The sequence below is a fragment of the Microvirga antarctica genome, assembly GCF_017921815.1.
GTDB lineage: Bacteria > Pseudomonadota > Alphaproteobacteria > Rhizobiales > Beijerinckiaceae > Microvirga > Microvirga antarctica.
On sequence record NZ_JAGEMM010000008.1, the window covers coordinates 186,173 to 205,210 of the forward strand.

The following is a 19,038-nucleotide window of genomic DNA, read 5'->3' on the forward strand; positions in this document are numbered from 1 at the left end:
CCGGCCATCAGAACACGCAGGCGTCGAAGGCCGGCCGCACCGACCCACGCCAGGTGCCGTGATACAACTCAAGCAACCGCTCGGCGGCGGTCTTGCCCGAATCGACGACGGCCTGCGCATAATCCAGGTGATGGGTCTCGTCCCGGCCTGCGCCGTCGCGAAATCCGCGCCGCTCCAGCCCGCCGCGCGACAGCACGAGCGCATCGCGGGCCACTTCCCGCAATGTCCGCCCGCCCACGCGGGCATTCAGGGCGAGGCGCGGAACCTCGGCGCGCACACCGTTGCGATCACCGGCGCTCCAATCTTTGATGATGTCGAAGGCCCCATCGAGGGCCTCCTGATCGTAGAGGAGGCCGGTCCAGAAGGCCGACAGGGCCGTGATATGGTCGATCCCGCCCACATCGGCTCCACGCATTTCCAGATAGCGCTTCAGACGCACCTCGGGGAACACGGTGGAAACGTGGTTTGCCCAGTCGGACTGGGTCGCCCGCTCGCCCGGAAACTGGGCAAGCTTGCCGGCAAACAGATCCCGGAAAGAAGCCCCGGCGACGTCGTGATAGACCGCCCCGCGTTTGATGAAATACATCGGCACATCGAGGACCCAATCCACATACGCCTCGTAGCCGAACCCGTCCTCGAAGGCGAAATCCATCATGCCGGTGCGATGGCGGTCCGTATCGCGCCAGATCTCCGAGCGCATGGACAGGAAGCCGTTGGGCCTGCCGTCGGTGAACGGCGAATTGGCGAAGATCGCCGTCGCCACCGGCTGCAGCGCGAGCGAGACCCGGAGCTTTTTCACCATGTCGGCCTCGGACGCGTAGTCCATGTTCACCTGCACGGTGGCCGTGCGGTACATCATGTCGAGGCCGAGCGTGCCGACCTTCGGCATGTAATTGGTCATGATGCGGTAGCGCGCTTTCGGCATCACCGGCGTTTCTTCGCGCGTCCAAAGCGGGCTCATGCCCAGGGTCAGGAAGCCCAGTCCGAGGGTGTCACCCACCGCCTTGGCGTCCGCTATGTGGCTGACCGTCTCCTCGCGGGTCTCGTGCAAGGTTTCGACCGGCGCGCCTGACAGCTCGAACTGTCCACCCGGTTCAAGGGAAATCGCCCCGCCACCGACCTCGTCGAAAAGGCCGATCGGCCTCCCCTCCTCGAGGATGGGATCCCAGCCGGTGCGCGCCTGGATGCCGTCGAGCAGCGCCCGAATCCCACGCGGCCCCTCATAGGGAACGGGGGTGGCGTCGGCGGTGTAGAACGGGACCTTCTCATGCTCGGTGCCGAGGCGCCAGGCAGCCCGGGGCTTTTCACCCGACGCCACCCAATCCACGAGTTCGGACCGCGCGCCGAGCGGGGTCGCATCGGAAACGTCGCGCGCCATGCATCACCTCATGAAAAAGGCGCGGACGGGTCCGCGCTGAAACAAGTCCGGTGTAGATAGCGGCGCCGGGGTCAAGCTGCAATGAGCGCGTCCGACAAAGCCTCATCAGTGACGAACGGTTCCCTCGCCCACGGTCTCGGACGACAGCCAGTCGACCACATCGGTCAGGGCCTCGCGGCTCGATCGGCCACGCCCGAGAGCCTCCGTATAGAGCGACAGCTGGCGGTCGGCGCTGGTCCCGCGGGCCAGAATCCACCGGCTCAGGTCGAGTTCGCTCTGGCAGCCGAGTTCCTTTGCGTCGTCCGCCACAAGCGCCAGCGTGTCTTCGAGGTTCTGGCGGACCGGCAAGGCGCTGCGGGTCGCCTCGTCGACGAAGCTCCCGTGGATGCCGTAGCGTTGGGCGCGCCATCCGTTTTCCTCGTTGATGGCGCGGGAGGCGCCCGTCTGCCCTGCATTCAACGCAGGGTCCCGCACCAGCCGGCGCACCAGGCACCGATACAGCGCCGCGATGGCAAGGGTGTCGTCGACGCGGGTGCAACTGTCGGCCACCCGCAATTCGAGCGTTGGATGCTTCAGGGACGGACGGATGATCCACCAGACGTAGCTGGAATTCTCGATCGCGCGCGCGGCCATCAACGTGTCGATATAGCGCTGGTAATCGGCCGCATCGTCGAACAATTCGGGGAAGCCCGTGCGGGGCAACTCGCGATAGGCAGCAAGCCGGTAGCCGAGAAGCCCGGTTCGCTGCGCCTGCCAGAAGGGAGAGGATGTCGAGAGCGCGAGAAGAAGCGGCAGATAGGGCTGCATGCGGTTCATGATGTCGACCCGCGCCGCGAGGTCCGGCACTTCCACGTGAACGTGCATGCCGCACACGATGGTGCGGGCTCCGACCATCTGGAGGTCGTGCATGACCTTGCCATAGCGCGGCTGCGCCGTGGCGCGCACGCGCGTCCACATCGCCAGGGGATGCGTGCCTGACGCCATGATGGCGAGATTGTTCTCGCGCGCGATTGACCCCACGGCCGTGCGGAGATTGACCAGTTGCCGGCGCGCATCCGCAAAATCGGTCGTGGGGGTCGAGGCGATCTCGACCTGCGGTTCCAGCATCTCCGGCTGAATGTCTCCTGACAGATGTTCGCGACAACCTCTGAAGAACTCCCTAATCCTTCCCTTGGCGATATCACGTTTAACGGCATCGTTGATGAAGTATTCTTCTTCAATTCCGAACTTGTAATCTTCGTTCATCAAAGACGTTCCCTGTGATTATTTTCTGCGGGTTAGTATCCGCTTTTGATTCGATTATCCATCAACGCGCCCAACCTGCCTCTAAAGGCGGCGAGAATGCGGCAATGCCTTTCTAGCCCGCCAAGGTCATGAGGCGGTGCGATCGTGTAAGGTGAGTGAGCGGCGGCGAAGACCCATGGAGGGCACTATGTCCAGTCGCCGAGCACTGCCTGGACCAGGGCGAGCGCTGCGACGGCGGCCGTGTCAGCGCGGAGGATGCGCGGTCCAAGGGACACGCGAACACATCTCTCGTGGGCGGCAGCAAGGGCTCTCTCCTCGGCGGTGAAGCCTCCTTCGGGGCCGACAACAACGACGCATCGCAGAGCGCGGTTCCCGCTTTCCGGGGCGGCGGTGGCGAGGGCCGCGATCGGACTCGAGAGGGGGGCGTCCTCGTCGCAGAACACAAGCGCGCGATCACCTTCCACCCCCTGCATGAAGGCAGCGAAATCAATCTCCGGCCGGATCTCCGGGAGGGTGAGAATGCCGCATTGCTCGGCGGCCTCGATACCATTGGCGTGCATCCTGTCCAAATTGACTCTTGTACTCTGGGTGCGCCGCGTCCGGATCGGCTGGAGGATGCCTGCCCCCATCTCGACGGCCTTCTGGACCATGTAGTCGAGGCGGGCATGTTTGAGGGGCGCGAAGGCGTAGATGAGATCCGGCCGGGGGGTCTGCGCGCGCGTCTGCTGGACGCAGACGAGATCGGCCGCCTTTCGGCCCTCCACGGCGATCTCCACCCGCCACTCACCGTCCTGCCCGTTGAAGACCAGGACTGCGTCACCCCCCTTCAGGCGCAGCACGTTCAACAGGTAATTGGCCTGGGCGCGATCAAGGCCGATCCGGTGACCCGCGATCAAGGGCGAATCGACGAACAGGCGCGGCGCGTTGAAGTCGTGTGAAGCCATGGGACCCCCGTGTGGAACGGCCGCAGACCTATCACAACTCGGCGATCTGCACAGGCGACCGGCGCCTCCGCCGGCCGGTCACCCGCGCGCTCGCCTGCTTTTCGCCACACCGACCCGCCAAGGCTCCGCGACCTTGAATGCAGGGCGAAACGGTCAATCGCCCCTTGGCCTCACGCCCCCGATTCTGTTAACAGAGCCATTGCGCACGAGACGTCGCGCGCATCTTACTGAGGATCTTGCCGATGATGCACATCCGTTCGTCGATCGCAGCCGCCCTCGTGGCTGCCGGTGTTCTTGTGGCTGCGCCCGCTTTCGCCCAGTCCAGCGATTGCCAGGAGGCCCAGAAATTCCTTGGCGAGCGCCAGAGCCTGATCCAGCAGATCAACAAGCTCGGCGGCGGCGGCAAGAAGAAGACGGTCGACCCCCGCGCGGCCTGCGGAATCTTCACCAAGCTGGTCAATAACGGCTCTGCCGGCGTGAAATGGATCGCCGCCAACAAGGATTGGTGCCAGGTGCCGGACCAGTTTGCCACCAACTTTTCCGATGACCACAAGCGGGCTGTCGAGATGAAGGGCAAGGCTTGCGATGCGGCAGCCAAGATGGCCCAGATGGAAAAGCAGGCGCGGGAAGGTGCGAAGAGCGGCGGCGGCGGCGGCGGCGGATTGCTGGGCGGCGGCGGCCTGACCGGAACCTACTCGATGCCCAAGGGCGCGCTCTAGAGACGGCGCGGCCGTGAAGCCGACAGGCGCTGCGGCGCTCCCGGATGCGGTGCGGGGCCACTGGGCCGACCGGATCGCGCCGCCGAGCCTGAGACCCTATCTGCGACTGGCCCGCATCGAGCGGCCGATCGGCTGGTGGCTGCTGCTCCTGCCGTGCTGGTGGTCGGCGGCTCTGGCTGCTATCGCCGCAGGCTTACCGTGGCCCGATCCGCTCCACTGTCTGCTCTTCCTTATCGGTGCCGTCGCCATGCGTGGCGCGGGCTGCACTTACAACGACATCGTCGACCGGGACCTCGACACGAAAGTCGAACGCACCCGTCAGCGGCCGCTTCCGTCGGGGCAGGTGCGCCTCAGGGGCGCGGTCGCCTTTCTGGTCGCGCTCGCTCTGATTGGCCTCACGGTCCTGTTGCAGTTCAACCCCTTCGCCATCGGCACCGGGCTCGCATCGCTCGGCATCATTGCGCTCTACCCCTTCATGAAGCGCTTCTTCTGGATGCCGCAGATCGTGCTGGGGTTCGCCTTCGCCTGGGGCGCCCTCATGGGCTGGGCCGCTGCCTTCGGCAGCCTCAGCCTCGCGCCTGTGCTTCTCTATGCGGGCAGCATCGCCTGGGTGGTTGGGTACGATACGATCTACGCCCTACAGGATATCGAGGATGACGAAGTGGTGGGAATCCACTCCTCGGCCCGTTTCTTCGGTGCGAATGTGAGGCTGGGGGTTGGCATCTGCTACGCCCTGACCGCGCTCTTCCTCGGTGGCGCACTCTCTGTGGCGGGCTCGCGATGGGTGGGCTTTGCCGGCCTCGTCGTCTTCGTGCTGCACCTGGCGCGACAGGTGGCGCGGATCGACCGCAACGACGGCGAGGGTGCCCTTCGCCTGTTCCGGTCCAATCGCGATGCAGGGCTCATGCTGTTTGCCGCCCTTGTGCTCGACAGTGCAATCCGGTTTTTCCCCGGCTAGAGGCGTGTTGCCTAACCGCCCTGCCCCTCGCGCGGGTCGAAGGCCGGCACAGGGCCGCGTCCGATCTTGCGGCTGGCGAGAAAGCGGGGACGGCGCCCTCCAACGATACCCTTACGATAAGCCGGCTCGGCTGGGCCGACCCGCACAGGCCCGATCTGCGGCATCAGCGTCAGCGTCGCCCCATTTGCAAGCCTGACCATCAGGGGAAGGCCTGTCTTGTCCCCGAGGCTGCGCCACTCCGCCACCACGTCCTCCTCCGCGTAGGGCCCGAGACTCATCAGCGCACGGGCGCCGTTCACGAGAACGAGGTGGAAGCCGGGACCTTGCGGATCGACCTGCATCGCGAGGCCGGTCGCCGCCCGTCCATAGGGGCCGACCACCCGCGGAGCGGCTCGCCGCGCGTCGAGGATGCGGACCAGTGCGGAAGGCGAGGCAGTCTGTGTCATGGTGGGCGCCTTAAGGAGAGGAGGCCGGTGTCGATCCGACCCATTCCGGCCGAGCCCAAAATGTCGCATGCAAGTCTCGGGAAGACCTTAAGAGCTTCGGTTAAGGGTTTGTTGCTTCGATGTTTTCGTGGAGGATGCTCAACAGAACCTTAGCCGGGTGAACCTGACCGCCCCCAAAACCGCCCGCGTTATGGTATTCCGACGCGACCGAACCCATCTTGGAAGTCCATGCTCGCAACCGTCCCGCCTCTTGCCCCGACCTTGATCCATGCCGTTCGCGAGGCCGCCCGAGAGGCCGGCGCCATGGCGGCCGCATTCTTTCGCCCCGGCGCAGACACGGCCGCCCGGGTGTGGATGAAGGCCGGCTCCTCGCCGGTCACCGAGGCCGACATCGCCGTCGACACCTTCCTGAAATCCCACCTGTCGGGCCTTCTGCCCGAGGCGGCTTGGCTCTCGGAAGAGACCGCCGATGATCCTGCGCGCCTTCGGCATTCTTCTGTTTGGATCGTCGACCCGATCGACGGAACCCGCGCCTTCGCGGGCGGCCATCCCGACTGGTCCGTCTCCATCGCTCTTGTGCATGAAGGGCGACCCATCCTTGGCGTCGTTCATGCGCCCGTGCATGACCGCCTGTACGAGGCGACGTCGGGCGGCGGTGCGTTCTGTAACGGCCAGCCCATGGGGCTGTTGCCCGCCACACCCCCGCTGCGCGTCGCCGGCCCCCGTCCCCTGGTGGAGCGGTTTGAGCGTCGCTGGGGCGCTGCCGACCACCTCCCCAAGGTCCCGTCTCTCGCCTTGCGGCTGGTCCGCGTCGCCGAAGGATCAATCGATCTTGGGCTGGTTTCGGCGAATGCCGCCGACTGGGATGTGGCGGCAGCCGATCTCATCCTGCACGAAACCGGGGCGATCCTGTCGGATTTCGCCGGGCAGCCCTTGGCCTACAACCGTCCTGCCCCGCACCATGGCGAAATGCTTGCCGCTGGGGCATGGTTGCATCCGCGCGCTATTGAGGCCATGAGAGCTTAGAATTCTGGTCCCGGACCGCGATCGATTTGACACCCTATCCATTGAGACCTGATGCCATGACCGACACTGCAGGCAAGCAACTCCTTCACCTCGTCTTCGGCGGGGAACTCGAGAACCTCGACTCCTACGATTTCAAGGATTTGTCGAAGCTCGACATCGTCGGGATCTTCCCGAACTACGCCAGCGCTTCGGCGGCCTGGAAGGCCAAGTCGCAGGCGACGGTCGACAACGCCCAGATGCGGTATTTCGTGGTGCACCTGCACCGCCTGCTCGAGCCGCATCAGGGCTGAGCGCCAAGCACCCATGGGTCTCCTCAAGCGCATCACACGGTCGCGGGTCGTCCAGGAGAGCCTTGGTCTTTGCGTGGCTGGCTATCTGAGGCTCGTGCACCGCACCAACCGCCTCGTGATGGAGCCGCCGGACGCCTATGACCGGATCGGCCCGATGATGCCGGTCATCGCCGCCATGTGGCACGGCCAGCATTTCATGATTCATTTCGCCAAGCGGCCGCAGGACCCTGCGGCCAGCCTCGTGTCGCGCTCCGGCGACGGCGAGTTCAACGCCATCGCGTTGCGGCACCTGGGCATCCGGGCGATCCGCGGCTCCGGCGCACGGGGACGCGACATCCGGAAGAAGGGCGGGGCCGCGGCCATGCGTGGCATGCTGCGCGCGCTCTCCGGTGGCGAGATGGTGGTCATGACGGCCGATATCCCGAAAATCGCGCGGGTCTGCGGCGCTGGAATCGTGACGCTTGGGCAACTTTCAGGCCGGCCCATCGTCCCGGTCGCCGTGGTGACGAGCCGCCGCATCGATTTCAAGAGCTGGGATCGCGCCAGCATCGGCCTGCCCTTCGGACGCGGCGCCATCGTTTTGGGCGAGCCTATCGCGGTGCCGCGCGATGCCGACACTGACACCCTCGAAACACTGCGCGTGCGGGTCGAGCGGGAGCTCGACCGCGTTCACGCCCGCGCCTATGCCCTGGTCGGCGCAACGGATCCCGGCGCGCACCTTGCCGCGTCCGGCGAGGCGGACCATCTGGCCGGAAGTGCGCGGCCATGAGCCTGCCGTTTCTGATCAAATCCTACCGGACCGCCACGACCATTCTCGAACCGGCCGTCCTCGCCCTGCTCTACTGGCGCCAGCGCCAGGGACGCGAGGACCGGACGCGCCTGGGGGAACGGCGGGGGCATCCGAGCCGGACGAGGCCTGCGGGCCATCTGGTCTGGGTGCACGGCGCGAGCATCGGCGAAACGCTCTCCCTGCTGCCGGTGGTGGAGCGGCTGACCCAACGGGGTCTCGGCGTGCTCGTCACATCCGGCACCCGCACCTCGGCTGCTCTCATCGCACGGCGGCTGCCGCCGGGCGCCACACATCAGTTCGTTCCCGTCGACGTGCCGCGCTACCTGCGCCGGTTTCTCGATCACTGGCAGCCGGACCTTGCCCTCGTGGCCGAGTCGGAGATCTGGCCCAACACCATTTTGGCCCTGGATCAGCGCAGCATTCCCCTCGTGCTCGTGAATGCCCGCATGTCCGATCGCTCGTATCAGCGCTGGCTCAAGGTGCCGCACATCATCGGCAGTCTGCTCGACCGGTTCGCGATCTGCCTCGCGCAGACTCACGACGACGCCGACCGGCTGTCGGCTCTCGGCGCGCCCCGGGTGCTGGTGACCGGGAACCTGAAGTTCGACTCGCCACCGCCGCCGGCGGATCCGAGGCTCGTGGCCCATCTATCGGGGCTGGTTGCCGGCCGGCCGGTCTGGTTTGCTGCCAGCACTCATCCGGGCGAGGAAAGCGCCATCCTCACGGTCCATCGGGCGCTTGCCCAGCGCCACCCGCACCTGCTCACCATCATCGCGCCCCGGCATCCGCACCGCGGCCCGGAAATCGCAGCCCTTGCGGATCGAGCCGGCTTGCGGGCCGGACGACGGTCCGAAGGCGTTCCGCCCGACCGGGCGATCGATGTCTATATCGCCGATACGGTGGGCGAGATGGGCCTCTTCTATCGGCTGTCTCCCATCGTCATCATGGGGGGATCGCTTGTGGCCCATGGCGGGCAGAATCCCATCGAACCGGCAAAGCTCGGCGCCGCGATCCTGCACGGCCCGCATGTCCACAATTTCGAGGACATCTATGCCAGCATCCGCGCAGCGCGCGGCGCGATCATGGTCGAGAACAGCGCGGAGCTAGCCCGAAATGTCAGCGAGTTGCTCGCCAACCCTGCGGTCACGCGGGACATGGCCCGGGCAGCGGCCGATGCGGTCCAGGCCCTCGGCGGGGCGGTCGAGCGGACCATGCAGTCCATCGAGCCCTTCATCGTGCAGGCCAAGCTCGGAGCGCGCCGCTGATGCGCGCGCCGGCCTTCTGGTGGCGCACCGGCTCCTCCCTGCAAAGCCTTCTCCTCTACCCGTCGAGCCTGATCTATGGCGCCGTAGCGGGAGGACGGATGCGACGGCCCGGACTGGAAGCGCCCCGCCCCGTGATCTGCATCGGCAATTTCACCGCAGGGGGCGCGGGCAAGACGCCGACCGCCATGGCGGTCGCGGCCATCCTGTCCTCGGCGGGCGAGACCCCGGCGTTTCTGTCTCGCGGCTATGGCGGGCGGGAGCGCGGGCCGATCCTCGTCTCGCCGGCGCTGACCGCGCGGGATGTGGGCGACGAGCCTGCGCTCTTGGCCCGGTTCGCTCCGACCGTCGTGTCGCGCGACCGGCCGGCAGGCGCGGCGCTTGCCGCTCAGACGGGCGCCAGCGTCATCATCATGGATGACGGCCTGCAGAACCCGTCTCTCATCAAGGATTGCGCCATCGCGGTCGTGGATGGCGCGACCGGGATCGGCAATGGCCTGACCTTGCCGGCCGGACCCCTGCGTGCTCCGATGGCTGCGCAATGGGCCGCCATCGACGCGGTGCTTGTGATTGGCGAAGGGGAAGCCGGGGCGCGTGTGGCGCGCACCGCCGCGAACTTCGGAAAGGCCGTCTTTTCGGGCCGGCTCGTGCCGGATGCGCGGGATCTGACCGCCCTGGCGGACCAACCAGTCCTGGCGTTCTCGGGAATCGGGCGGCCGGAGAAATTCTTCACCACCCTGCGGGAGGCGGGGATCGTCATTGGCGAGACGCGCAGTTTCCCGGATCACCATGACTTTACGGCAGCGGACATCGCGGCTCTGCGCCACCTCGCCGAAAGCCGGGGCCTCACCCCAGTCACAACCGAGAAGGATCTCGTTCGCCTCGAAGGCGACTGGCAGGGGCCGGCATGGAAGGCGCTTTCGGCGCTGGGCGTGAGCCTCGTCATCGAGAATGAAAGCGCGTTTCGGGCGCTCCTGCTGGCCCGGATCGCCGAAAGACCGGCCCGCGCGACAGCATGAGCCGTCAGGTTTTGACGGGGGCTTGCCCCGTGACGCGGGCCATGACCGCCTCGGGCGTTGCGTAGGCTTCCTGCAAAGCCACGCTCCAGTATTTCAGATCGTCGAGCGCAATGGCCTCGCCCGTCACGGCGCAGCGCACGAACGTCCCCGGCTTGAGGATGCGCAGATCCGCGTCGAGATATTGGATCAGCGCCTCGCCACTGCTGCGTTCGATCTTGTTCATGGTCTCGGCATCGCTGCTGTTTCAAACATCCCACTTCCTTTCATATGGAAGCGGCCGCCTCAAGTTTTAATCCCCTGTCAGAACAGGGCGCCCTGTGCGGCAGGCGGGGTGCGGGTCTTGGCCCCGCCTTTTGGCTTTGTGCCCCGCCCCCCGGTCGCCTCGGCCGTCCCGTCGACGAATTCCAGAACCAGCGCCTGCCCGTCCGTGACGGCGGAGGCCTGACGCAGCATGCGTCCGTCGGCGTCGCGGACGATGGCAAAGCCCCGTGCGAGCACGGATTTGTAGTTGAGGCTGTCAAAGAGTTGCGCCGATGACCCATAGCGCGTCCGCTTGCGCGCCAATTGGCCCGACAGCGCGGGGACCAGCCGCTCGGTCAGGCGCAGAACGGTCTCGCGCTGCTGGGCAATGCGGCCGATCTCAGCCCGCACCACGACAGCCCGTCCGGCGGCAAGGCGCGTGGCGAGTTCGGCAAGCCGCCCTGTCCGATGGTCGATCAACCGTCCCACCGCATCCTGCGGCCGCGTGCCGATTCCATCGAGCCTCGCGCGCAGGCCGGCAAGCCGGGCCGCCGGCGAGAACGCCGCAAGCCGCCCGGACACGTCGCGCAACCGGATCTCGTGATCGCGCGCATTCCGAGCGAGCGCCGGCGCGAGTTTGGTCGCTGCCAGATCGAGCTTCTGCCGCTTGGCGGCAAACAGCGCATCGGGACCCGGCAGGCCACGGGCGACGGACCGCAGATCGGTTTTCCGGCGATCGAGCATGCGCAGCACGGATTCCGCGTGGCGTCGCGCCAGATCGTTGACGCCGGCCAACAGGTCGACCCGCACGGGCACCACCATCTCGGCCGCCCCCGTGGGAGTCGGCGCGCGGCGGTCGGCCGCGTGGTCGATCAGCGTCCAGTCAGTTTCGTGCCCGACGGCGGCGACCAGCGGAATCGCGCTCTCGGCAGCCGCGCGGACGACGATTTCCTCGTTGAATCCCCACAGGTCCTCGATCGAGCCGCCGCCGCGGGCGACGATGAGCACATCGGGGCGCGGGATGGCCCCGTCCGCCGAGAGGGCGTTGAAGCCGCGAATGGCGGCCGTGACCTCGGCCGCACTCGTCTCGCCCTGCACGCGCACTGGCCAGACCAGCACATGGACCGGAAAGCGATCCTCGAGCCGATGCAGAATATCGCGGATGACCGCTCCGGTGGGCGAGGTCACCACCCCGATCACGCGCGGCAGATAGGGCAGCGGCCGCTTGCGGGCGGTCTCGAACAGACCCTCGGCGGTGAGCTTGCGGCGGCGCTCTTCCAGCAGCGCCATCAGCGCGCCGATGCCGGCGGGCTCGAGCGAATCGACGACGATCTGGTAGGTCGATTTGCCCGGGAACGTCGTGATCCGCCCGGTGGCGATGACCTCGAGCCCCTCCTCCGGCTTGATCCGCAGGCGCCCATAGGTGCCCTTCCAGATCACCGCATCGAGGCGCGCGTTCTGGTCCTTGAGGCTGAAATAGGCATGGCCGGAGGAATGCTGTCCCCTGAAGCCTGAGATTTCGCCACGGACCCGCACATGGCCGAACGAATCCTCAAGGGTGCGTTTGAGCGCGCCGGCGAGATCGGAAACCGACCATTCAGACGCGTTGGAGGGAGGCGAGTCAGCGATCATGCGGCGAAACTATCCGCACCTGCGACGATCTGCAAAGGCGGCGGATGAGGCAAAAGCGCAGATCGGGTGTTGTGTACGTTACGTTATGACGTTAGTGAGGTGTCATCGCACAGGAGCGGGACAGCGTCATGACGGCTTATGATCTCACGAATTCGATCGCCAAGCATCTCACGGCTGAGCATGCTGTCGCGTTGGTGACTGGTGACACGGTTCTGGTGCACGCCAACGTCACGATCCTGGCTGATGGTTCGGACGCAAACGGGATCAATGCGTCAGGAACCGGCAACAGTCTCACGATCGACGGAACAGTCACAGGCGGTGGCCTGCGGGGAAAGGGCATCGTGCTGATCGGCGACAGCACGCTCACGGTCAGTGCCACCGGTTCGGTCAGCGGCACCATCGGTCTCGACCTCACCGGCAAGAACACCGTTTCCAACGCCGGAACGATCAGCGGCACCGGGGGCTCTGCCATCGCAGCGGCCGGAAACAGCGCTTCCGATATCCTCACCCTCGACAATACCAGCAAGATCATCGGCAGCATCACGAATGTGGGCGGGGTGAGCCACATCACCAACAAGGGATCGATCACAGGCTATCTGAGCCTCGGCAACCTCGACGACATCTACCACGGCGAAAGCGGCACGATCGGCGGCACGATTCATCTGGGATCCGGCAATGACGAGGCTTATGGCGGCGCTGGCGCCGAGACCATCGACGGCGGGCTGGGCAACGACACCCTCATGGGCGGCGGCAGCGCCGATCGCCTCGATGCGGGAGCCGGCCATAACCTGATCGACGGCGGCGACGGCAATGACTTCATCACCAAGGCGACCATCAGCGATGGCGACACCATCACGGGCGGCGCGGGTTTCGACACGCTGGTCTTTTCAGGCCTCGTGGGCGCCACCCTCGATCTCTCGATCACGACCGCCCAGGCGACAGGCTACGGCAGCGACACGGTGACCGGGATCGAGAATGTGACGGGCTCGAGCCTCGCGGACATCATCACCGGAAATGCGCTGGACAACGTCCTGAACGGCAATGCCGGTGCGGACATGCTACGCGGCGAGGACGGGAACGATTCCCTCAGCGGTGGCGACGACGCCGACAACCTCGCGGGCGGCATCGGCAACGACCGCCTCGATGGCGGAAACGGGACCGACGTTCTGGTCGGCGACGATGGCAACGACACGCTCTATGGCGGCGCGCAGTCCGACACCCTGTCGGGCGGCGGTGAAAACGATTTTCTCGACGGAAGCTCCGGCGCCGATGCCATGCAGGGGGATGCGGGCAACGACACCCTCCTCGGAGGAGCCGATGCGGACAATCTTGTGGGTGGCTCCGGCAATGACATCATCGACGGAGGAACCGGCGCGGATGCCCTCCGCGGTGAGGCTGACAGCGACACCCTCACGGGGGGCGCCGACAATGACAGCCTCTGGGGCGGCGACGGCCATGACAGGCTCGACGGCGGCATTGGCAGTGACCTGCTGTTCGGCGATGCCGGCGACGACACCCTGGCCGGCAGCGACGGCAATGATGTGCTCCATGGCGGCATGGGGAAGGATCAACTCGACGGGGGAACCGGCAGCAACCTCCTCTTCGGCGAGGCCGGAAACGATCAGCTCATCGGTGGCTTGAACAACGACACACTCTCGGGCGGCGCAGGCCAGGACTATCTGGTCGGCGGAAAAGGCAAGGACATCTTCGTCTTCGACACCAAACCGAACCTGCGCACCAACCTCGACACCATTGGCGATTTCAACGTGCGGGACGACAGCATCTATCTCGACAATGCCGTGTTCAAGGCCCTGGGCCGAAAAGGCACCCCCGCGAAGCCCGCAGCCCTCGACAAGAAGATGTTCTCGCCGACGATGAAGGTGGACTCCAAGCTCGACCACATCCTCTACGACAAGAAGACCGGCGTCCTGTATCTCGACGATGATGGCAACGGCCGGCACGCGGCGGTCCCGATCGCGTTCCTGCCGAAGAACCTGAAGCTGACCTGGCACGATTTCTTCGTCATCTAGCACCACGCGCCGAAGGCTGCCGCGCGAAGCGTTTGCGCGAAGCCTTCAGACGATCTAATGCGTCCTCTCGAACGCGCAGGGGATCTCGCATGGACATTCTTCTCATCGGTGCCGGTGGCCGCGAACACGCGCTTGCCTGGAGCCTGTCGGCGAGCCCGCTCTGCGACCGCCTGTTCGTCGCACCCGGCAATCCCGGCACCGAGCAGCATGGCACCAATGTGGTGCTCGACATTGCGGACGCGCAGGCTGTCATCGCGTTCTGCCGGACGATGGGAATCGCTTTCGTGGTCATCGGTCCCGAGGGCCCGCTGGTGGCGGGACTTGTGGACGATCTCAAACAGGCCGGGATCAAGGCCTTCGGTCCGAGCAAGGCGGCAGCGCAGCTCGAAGGATCAAAGGCCTTCACCAAGGATCTCTGCGCCGAGTTCAACATCCCGACCGCTGCCTATCGGCGGTTTACTGACGCGCAGGCGGCGAAAGCCTACATTGCGAACCACGGCGCGCCCATCGTGGTGAAAGCGGATGGCCTGGCGGCCGGCAAGGGCGTCGTTGTCGCCAGCACCATCGAAGAAGCCCAGGAGGCCGTCGACATGATGTTCGGCGGCGGCTTCGGCGAGGCTGGCGCGGAAGTGGTGGTCGAGGCTTTTCTCGAGGGCGAGGAGGCGAGTTTCTTCGCCCTCTGCGACGGCACGACGGCTTTGCCGTTCGGCACCGCGCAAGATCACAAGCGGGTGGGCGACGGCGACGAGGGTCCCAATACCGGCGGCATGGGCGCCTATTCGCCGGCGGCCGTGCTGACGCCCGAGTTGCAGGCGCGCGTGATGCGCGAGATCATCGAGCCGACGCTCGCCGGCATGCGCCAGCGCGGCACGCCCTATACGGGAATTCTCTATGCCGGGCTGATGCTGACCGAGTCCGGCCCCCAGCTGATCGAATACAATGCCCGCTTCGGCGATCCGGAAACGCAGGTCTTGCTGCCGCGCCTGTCTTCGGACCTTTTGACGGCACTTCTCGCGGCCGTCGACGGCGCGCTCGACACCGTATCGCTCCGTTTCACGGACCGCGCGGCGCTGACGGTCGTGATGGCAGCGCGCGGATATCCCGGCACGGTCGAGAAGGACACAGCCATTCATGGGGTGGCTGACGCGGAAGCGCTGCCCGATGTGCTCGTCTTTCATGCCGGCACCCGGCAGGATGGCGATCGGTTGCTGGCCAATGGCGGCCGCGTGCTCAATATCACGGCAATGGGCCGGACGATCACCGAGGCCCAGCATCGTGCCTACGAGGCCGTCGGCCGCATCGACTGGCCCGAAGGGTTCTGCCGCGGCGATATCGGCTGGCGGGCCATCCAGCGGGAACGCACCTGACGGGCAAACCGTCTTGTCCGACGACGCCGCCATTCTGGAGCACACCATGAGCGACGACCTTTTCCCGGGCTTTGACTCCCACTGGATCGACGCCGAAGCGGGCCGGATTTTCGCACGCTCCAAGGGCGAGGGACCGCCGCTGGTGCTGCTGCACGGTTTTCCGCAGACCCATGTGATGTGGCACCGCATCGCTCCCGCCCTGGCCGAAACCCACCGCGTGGTGCTGATGGATCTGCGCGGGTATGGCTGGTCCACCGCCCCCAAGGGCAACGCGGACCACGAGACCTATTCCAAAGGCGCCATGGGCCGCGATGTGGTGAGCGTCATGGAAGCCCTCGGTGCCGTTCGCTTTGCGGTGGTCGGCCACGACCGGGGCGCGCGCGTCGGCTACCGTCTCGCGCTTGACCATCCCGGCCGCGTCGAGCGCCTGGCGCTGCTCGACATTCTGCCGACCTCCTATGTCTGGGCGCAGATGAAAGCCGGCAAGGTGCCGGCCGCCCACTGGGCTTTTCTGTCCCGCCCCGAACCGGCGCCAAAAGACGAGATCGGACGCGATCCCATCGCCTATTTCGAGGGCCTGATGAAAGCCTGGTCGGGGACCGGCGATCTCAGCGCCTTCGACCCGCGCGCCATGGCGGCCTATCGACAGGGTTTCAACGAGCCGTCGCGGATTCACGCCTTCTGCGAGGATTATCGGGCCGGTGCGAGCCGTGACATCGAGGCCGACGAGGCGGATCGCGCGGCGGGCCGCACGATTGCCTGCCCGACGCTGCTGCTCTCGAGCGACTTCTACCTGGTGCGCGGCACCAGCGGTGAGACGACACCCCCCCTCGCTGTGTGGCGCGACAGCTTCGCACCCGCAGCCACCGGCCAGGGCATTGCATCCGGTCATTTCGTTGCCGAGGAAGCACCAGACGCAACATTGGCGGCGCTGACCGCGTTCCTGTCGACTTAGCGCCTCTGCGCAAAGAACTCCCGCAACAGGTCGGCGGCTTCGCTCTGGCGGATGCCGCCATAAACCTCGGGGGCGTGATGGCAGGTCGGTTGGGCGAAAAACCGCACGCCGTTCTCGACCGCCCCGCCCTTTGGATCGGCGGCGGCAAAATAGACCCGCCGGATCCGCGCAAACGAGATCGCCGCCGCGCACATGGTGCAGGGCTCCAGCGTCACGTAGAGATCGCACCCGGTGAGGCGCTCGTCGGCCAGGGCCTCGCAGGCGAAGCGGATCGCCAGCATCTCGGCATGGGCGGAGGGGTCGCGCATTTCGCGCGGGCGGTTGCCCGCCGCAGCGATCACGCGACCGTCCTTGACGATGGCCGCGCCGACCGGCACCTCCCCGCGAGCGAAGGCCGCGCGTGCCTCAAGAAAGGCCACGCTCATCGGATCGTCGGCGGGGCTCTCGGAGCTGTCCATCGTACTCGCTTCTCCTGCGCTCCTCTGCTATCAGGCTGGCATGACCGACAGCAATGACGATGGCAAGAAAGGCCGTCCGCGAGGACGCCCTGGCCAACCCGGATCACCCGGCGACAAACCGTACCGCAAACCCCGCGAGGGCAGCGCCCGCCCGTTCCGGGCAGCAGGCTCCGACAGCGAGCGCCCGCGGCGTGAGACCGGCGACAAGCCGTTCCGCGCCCGCCCGACGAGCCACCGCCCCGAGACCGCTCGGGATTCCGGTGACAATCCCTTCAACAGCCCCGAGGCCGACGCCAAGCCGTGGGCGCCCCGCGAAGGCGGCGAGCGCTTCGCGCGGCCCCGCGGCGAGACCGGCGACAAGCCGTTCCGCCCGAAGCGTCCCGAGGGCGACCGCGCCTTCAAGCCGCGCGGCGATTTCAAGCCCCGGTCCGAGGGCACCAGCCGTCCCATGCGGCCGCGCCCGGAGACCGGCGATGCGCCGTTCCGCCCCCGCCGCGAGGAGAGCGACCGGCCGGCACGCGGCCGTGATTCCGCGAGCCGCACGCCCCGCGCCGCGCCGCGCGCCGCCGAGGCTCCCCGCTCCGCCCGCGAGGTGCAACTCGCAGCCCAGGCGATGGAGCCGGTCGAGGACCGGATCGCCAAGGTGATCGCCCGCGCGGGCATCGCTTCGCGCCGGGACGTGGAGGCGATGATCGCCGAAGGCCGCGTCACCCTCAACGGCAAGGTGCTCGAGTCGCCCGCCATCAATGTGACGCCCGCCGACCTGATCACCGTGGATGGCGAGCCGCTTCCGGTGAAGGAGCGCACCCGCCTGTGGCTCTACCACAAGCCGCGCGGTCTCGTGACGACCGCCCGCGATCCCGAAGGCCGCGCGACGGTGTTCGACAACCTGCCCGAGGATCTGCCGCGCGTGGTGGCGATCGGCCGGCTCGACATCAACACGGAAGGCCTGCTGCTGCTCACCAATGACGGCGGGCTGGCGCGCGTGATTGCCCATCCCAATACCGGGTGGCTGCGCCGCTACAAGGTGCGCGCCCACGGCGAGGTCAACCAGGCCGAACTCGACAAGCTGCGCGACGGCATCACCATCGACGGCATGGAATACGGCCCCATCGAGGCCCGGCTCGATCGCGTCCAGGGCGACAATGCCTGGATCTCGCTCGGCCTGCGCGAGGGCAAGAACCGAGAGGTCAAGCGCATCCTCGAGCATCTCGGCCTCCAGGTGAACCGCCTGATCCGCCTGTCCTTCGGTCCCTTCCAGCTCGGCGAACTCGAGGAGGGAATGGCCGAGGAGGTCAAGACCAAGATCCTGCGCGACCAGCTCGGCGAAGCGTTGGCGATTGAGGCCGGTGTCGATTTCGAAAGCCCGGTTCGCGACCTCATTGCGCCCTTCGGCAGCCCGTCCAAGGACGAAAACCACGAGCACGCCGAGCGCCCGGCCCGTCCGGCTCGCGAACGCAGCGACGACCGCCCGGCCCGTCCGTCGCGCGAGCGCAACGAGGACCGCCCGGCCCGTCCGGCGCGCGAACGCGGCGACGACCGTGCGGCCCGGCCATTCCGGGATCGCAGCGAGGATCGCCCTGCCCGGCCGCGCCAGGACGACGATCGTCCCCGTCGCGGCCGCGACGAGGAGGAGGCCCCGCGCAAGTTCCCGTCCCGTCTCGAGAACAAGACGAGCATCTGGCGGGCCAATGCGGACGAGGATGCCGGCAGCAAGAAGATCCCCCGCCGAGGCGCGGATCCCCGTGCTGCCCGCACGGCCTCGGGCGAACGTCCGCGCGAGCGCATGAGCGCGATCGAATCCGGCGAGGGCCGCAAGGTCATGGTCGAACGTCTGGTCAGCGCACCGCGCGAGGAAGCGCCGGCGGCGGAGCCCCGCCGGGTGAAAGTGCGCGGCGCCTTCGGCAATCGCGCCCCCAGCGGCGATGACCGTCCGCGCCGTCGTCCCGAGCGGGACGAATCCGCGCCCCGGCGTGATTTCACCAGCAGCGATAGCCGTCCGCCACGTCGCGACGACGACCGCCCTGCTCGGCCGAGCGGCGAGCGCCCCCCGTTCCGCGCCCGTCCCGAGGCAGGTGAGCGCGCTCACCGACCCGCAGGCGATCGTCCGTTCCGCAGCCGCGACGGTGACAGCGAGCGGCCGCGCGGGCCCCGGCCCGAAGGTGGCAGGAGTGAGGGTGGCAGGCCGCCGTTCCGCGCCCGTCCCGATGTCGGCGAGCGCGCCCACCGACCCGCAGGCGACCGTCCGTTCCGTGCCCGCGAAGGCGACAGCGAGCGGC

18 protein-coding genes are annotated in these 19,038 nt (G+C 67.1%); 11 read left to right on the plus strand and 7 right to left on the minus strand.

Going from position 1 to position 19,038, the window contains the following annotated elements:
- Positions 1–7 precede the first annotated feature (7 nt).
- From J4G32_RS19920 to J4G32_RS19930, 3 genes are all read right to left on the minus strand, one after another.
- Entirely contained in the window at positions 8–1,378 is a 1,371-nt protein-coding gene (locus tag J4G32_RS19920) for a glutamate--cysteine ligase (RefSeq protein ID WP_210497304.1), read from the minus strand.
- A gap of 105 nt (positions 1,379–1,483) precedes the next feature.
- Positions 1,484–2,623, minus strand: coding sequence for a carboxylate-amine ligase (locus J4G32_RS19925; RefSeq protein ID WP_210497305.1), 1,140 nt, complete (start codon positions 2,621–2,623; stop codon positions 1,484–1,486).
- 185 nt (positions 2,624–2,808) lie between these two features.
- Positions 2,809–3,567, minus strand: a complete 759-nt coding sequence (locus tag J4G32_RS19930) for a 16S rRNA (uracil(1498)-N(3))-methyltransferase (protein ID WP_210497306.1) — start codon at positions 3,565–3,567, stop codon at positions 2,809–2,811.
- Positions 3,568–3,809: 242 nt separating this feature from the next.
- Between J4G32_RS19930 and J4G32_RS19935 the strand changes: the two genes are divergently transcribed.
- Together J4G32_RS19935 and ubiA are read left to right on the plus strand one after the other, a co-directional pair.
- Positions 3,810–4,286: a hypothetical protein gene (locus tag J4G32_RS19935; RefSeq protein WP_246505343.1), complete on the plus strand. Its 477-nt coding sequence runs from the start codon at positions 3,810–3,812 to the stop codon at positions 4,284–4,286.
- A 13-nt stretch (positions 4,287–4,299) separates the two neighbouring features.
- Entirely contained in the window at positions 4,300–5,244 is a 945-nt protein-coding gene (ubiA, locus tag J4G32_RS19940) for a 4-hydroxybenzoate octaprenyltransferase (protein WP_210497307.1), read from the plus strand.
- Positions 5,245–5,255: 11 nt separating this feature from the next.
- Here the strand turns inward: ubiA and J4G32_RS19945 are convergent, their stop codons facing one another.
- A complete protein-coding gene (locus J4G32_RS19945; protein ID WP_210497308.1) occupies positions 5,256–5,690 on the minus strand; it encodes a DUF6101 family protein in 435 nt (144 codons plus the stop codon).
- A 228-nt stretch (positions 5,691–5,918) separates the two neighbouring features.
- Between J4G32_RS19945 and J4G32_RS19950 the strand changes: the two genes are divergently transcribed.
- The 5 genes from J4G32_RS19950 to lpxK are packed head-to-tail and all read left to right on the plus strand — an operon-like array spanning position 5,919 to position 10,077.
- Complete coding sequence (locus tag J4G32_RS19950; protein ID WP_210497309.1) at positions 5,919–6,716, plus strand: 3'(2'),5'-bisphosphate nucleotidase CysQ; 798 nt, start codon at positions 5,919–5,921, stop codon at positions 6,714–6,716.
- Between the two features lie 56 nt (positions 6,717–6,772).
- Positions 6,773–7,006, plus strand: a complete 234-nt coding sequence (locus tag J4G32_RS19955) for a DUF4170 domain-containing protein (protein ID WP_210497310.1) — start codon at positions 6,773–6,775, stop codon at positions 7,004–7,006.
- A 13-nt stretch (positions 7,007–7,019) separates the two neighbouring features.
- On the plus strand, positions 7,020–7,775 hold the full coding sequence (locus J4G32_RS19960; protein ID WP_210497311.1) for a lysophospholipid acyltransferase family protein: 756 nt from the start codon (positions 7,020–7,022) through the stop codon (positions 7,773–7,775).
- Positions 7,772–9,061 (plus strand): 3-deoxy-D-manno-octulosonic acid transferase, encoded by a 1,290-nt coding sequence (locus tag J4G32_RS19965; protein WP_210497312.1) that lies wholly within the window; start codon positions 7,772–7,774, stop codon positions 9,059–9,061. Before J4G32_RS19960 ends, J4G32_RS19965 begins: the two co-directional genes overlap by 4 nt.
- Positions 9,061–10,077 (plus strand): tetraacyldisaccharide 4'-kinase, encoded by a 1,017-nt coding sequence (gene lpxK / locus J4G32_RS19970; RefSeq protein WP_210497313.1) that lies wholly within the window; start codon positions 9,061–9,063, stop codon positions 10,075–10,077. Before J4G32_RS19965 ends, lpxK begins: the two co-directional genes overlap by 1 nt.
- A gap of 4 nt (positions 10,078–10,081) precedes the next feature.
- On the opposite strand, the gene J4G32_RS19975 is transcribed toward lpxK, so the two are convergent.
- Together J4G32_RS19975 and xseA are read right to left on the minus strand one after the other, a co-directional pair.
- Positions 10,082–10,300, minus strand: coding sequence for a DUF2093 domain-containing protein (locus tag J4G32_RS19975; RefSeq protein ID WP_210497314.1), 219 nt, complete (start codon positions 10,298–10,300; stop codon positions 10,082–10,084).
- Between the two features lie 77 nt (positions 10,301–10,377).
- The gene (gene xseA, locus J4G32_RS19980) at positions 10,378–11,949 is read right to left on the minus strand and encodes an exodeoxyribonuclease VII large subunit (RefSeq protein ID WP_210497315.1); all 1,572 of its coding nucleotides are present in this window, start codon (positions 11,947–11,949) and stop codon (positions 10,378–10,380) included.
- A 128-nt stretch (positions 11,950–12,077) separates the two neighbouring features.
- Here xseA and J4G32_RS19985 point away from each other — a divergent pair, with 128 nt between their 5' ends.
- From J4G32_RS19985 to J4G32_RS19995, 3 genes are all read left to right on the plus strand, one after another.
- A complete protein-coding gene (locus tag J4G32_RS19985) occupies positions 12,078–13,979 on the plus strand; it encodes a calcium-binding protein (RefSeq protein ID WP_210497316.1) in 1,902 nt (633 codons plus the stop codon).
- An 89-nt stretch (positions 13,980–14,068) separates the two neighbouring features.
- Entirely contained in the window at positions 14,069–15,346 is a 1,278-nt protein-coding gene (gene purD, locus J4G32_RS19990) for a phosphoribosylamine--glycine ligase (protein ID WP_210497317.1), read from the plus strand.
- Positions 15,347–15,392: 46 nt separating this feature from the next.
- Entirely contained in the window at positions 15,393–16,301 is a 909-nt protein-coding gene (locus tag J4G32_RS19995) for an alpha/beta fold hydrolase (protein WP_210497318.1), read from the plus strand.
- On the opposite strand, the gene J4G32_RS20000 is transcribed toward J4G32_RS19995, so the two are convergent.
- Positions 16,298–16,759 carry a nucleoside deaminase gene (locus J4G32_RS20000; RefSeq protein ID WP_246505344.1) on the minus strand — a complete coding sequence of 154 codons (462 nt, stop codon included), beginning with the start codon at positions 16,757–16,759 and terminating at the stop codon, positions 16,298–16,300. The two genes, J4G32_RS19995 and J4G32_RS20000, sit on opposite strands and share 4 nt — an antisense overlap.
- 448 nt (positions 16,760–17,207) lie before the next feature.
- On the opposite strand from J4G32_RS20000, the gene J4G32_RS20005 reads away from it, so the two are divergent.
- Positions 17,208–19,038: pseudouridine synthase (locus tag J4G32_RS20005; RefSeq protein WP_210497333.1), on the plus strand; the 1,831-nt coding region annotated here is incomplete at its 3' end.

Coding starts and splice junctions, on each gene's coding strand:
- J4G32_RS19935 (WP_246505343.1), top strand. CDS start 3,810: ATGATGCACATCCGTTCGTCGATCGCAGCCGCCCTCGTGGCTGCCGGT.
- J4G32_RS19955 (WP_210497310.1), top strand. CDS start 6,773: ATGACCGACACTGCAGGCAAGCAACTCCTTCACCTCGTCTTCGGCGGG.
- J4G32_RS19975 (WP_210497314.1), bottom strand. CDS start 10,300: ATGAACAAGATCGAACGCAGCAGTGGCGAGGCGCTGATCCAATATCTC.
- J4G32_RS19995 (WP_210497318.1), top strand. CDS start 15,393: ATGAGCGACGACCTTTTCCCGGGCTTTGACTCCCACTGGATCGACGCC.
- J4G32_RS19985 (WP_210497316.1), top strand. CDS start 12,078: ATGACGGCTTATGATCTCACGAATTCGATCGCCAAGCATCTCACGGCT.
- J4G32_RS20000 (WP_246505344.1), bottom strand. CDS start 16,759: ATGGACAGCTCCGAGAGCCCCGCCGACGATCCGATGAGCGTGGCCTTT.
- purD (WP_210497317.1), top strand. CDS start 14,069: ATGGACATTCTTCTCATCGGTGCCGGTGGCCGCGAACACGCGCTTGCC.
- J4G32_RS19920 (WP_210497304.1), bottom strand. CDS start 1,378: ATGGCGCGCGACGTTTCCGATGCGACCCCGCTCGGCGCGCGGTCCGAA.
- J4G32_RS19925 (WP_210497305.1), bottom strand. CDS start 2,623: ATGAACGAAGATTACAAGTTCGGAATTGAAGAAGAATACTTCATCAAC.
- xseA (WP_210497315.1), bottom strand. CDS start 11,949: ATGATCGCTGACTCGCCTCCCTCCAACGCGTCTGAATGGTCGGTTTCC.
- J4G32_RS19960 (WP_210497311.1), top strand. CDS start 7,020: ATGGGTCTCCTCAAGCGCATCACACGGTCGCGGGTCGTCCAGGAGAGC.
- J4G32_RS19930 (WP_210497306.1), bottom strand. CDS start 3,567: ATGGCTTCACACGACTTCAACGCGCCGCGCCTGTTCGTCGATTCGCCC.
- J4G32_RS19950 (WP_210497309.1), top strand. CDS start 5,919: ATGCTCGCAACCGTCCCGCCTCTTGCCCCGACCTTGATCCATGCCGTT.
- lpxK (WP_210497313.1), top strand. CDS start 9,061: ATGCGCGCGCCGGCCTTCTGGTGGCGCACCGGCTCCTCCCTGCAAAGC.
- J4G32_RS19965 (WP_210497312.1), top strand. CDS start 7,772: ATGAGCCTGCCGTTTCTGATCAAATCCTACCGGACCGCCACGACCATT.
- J4G32_RS19945 (WP_210497308.1), bottom strand. CDS start 5,690: ATGACACAGACTGCCTCGCCTTCCGCACTGGTCCGCATCCTCGACGCG.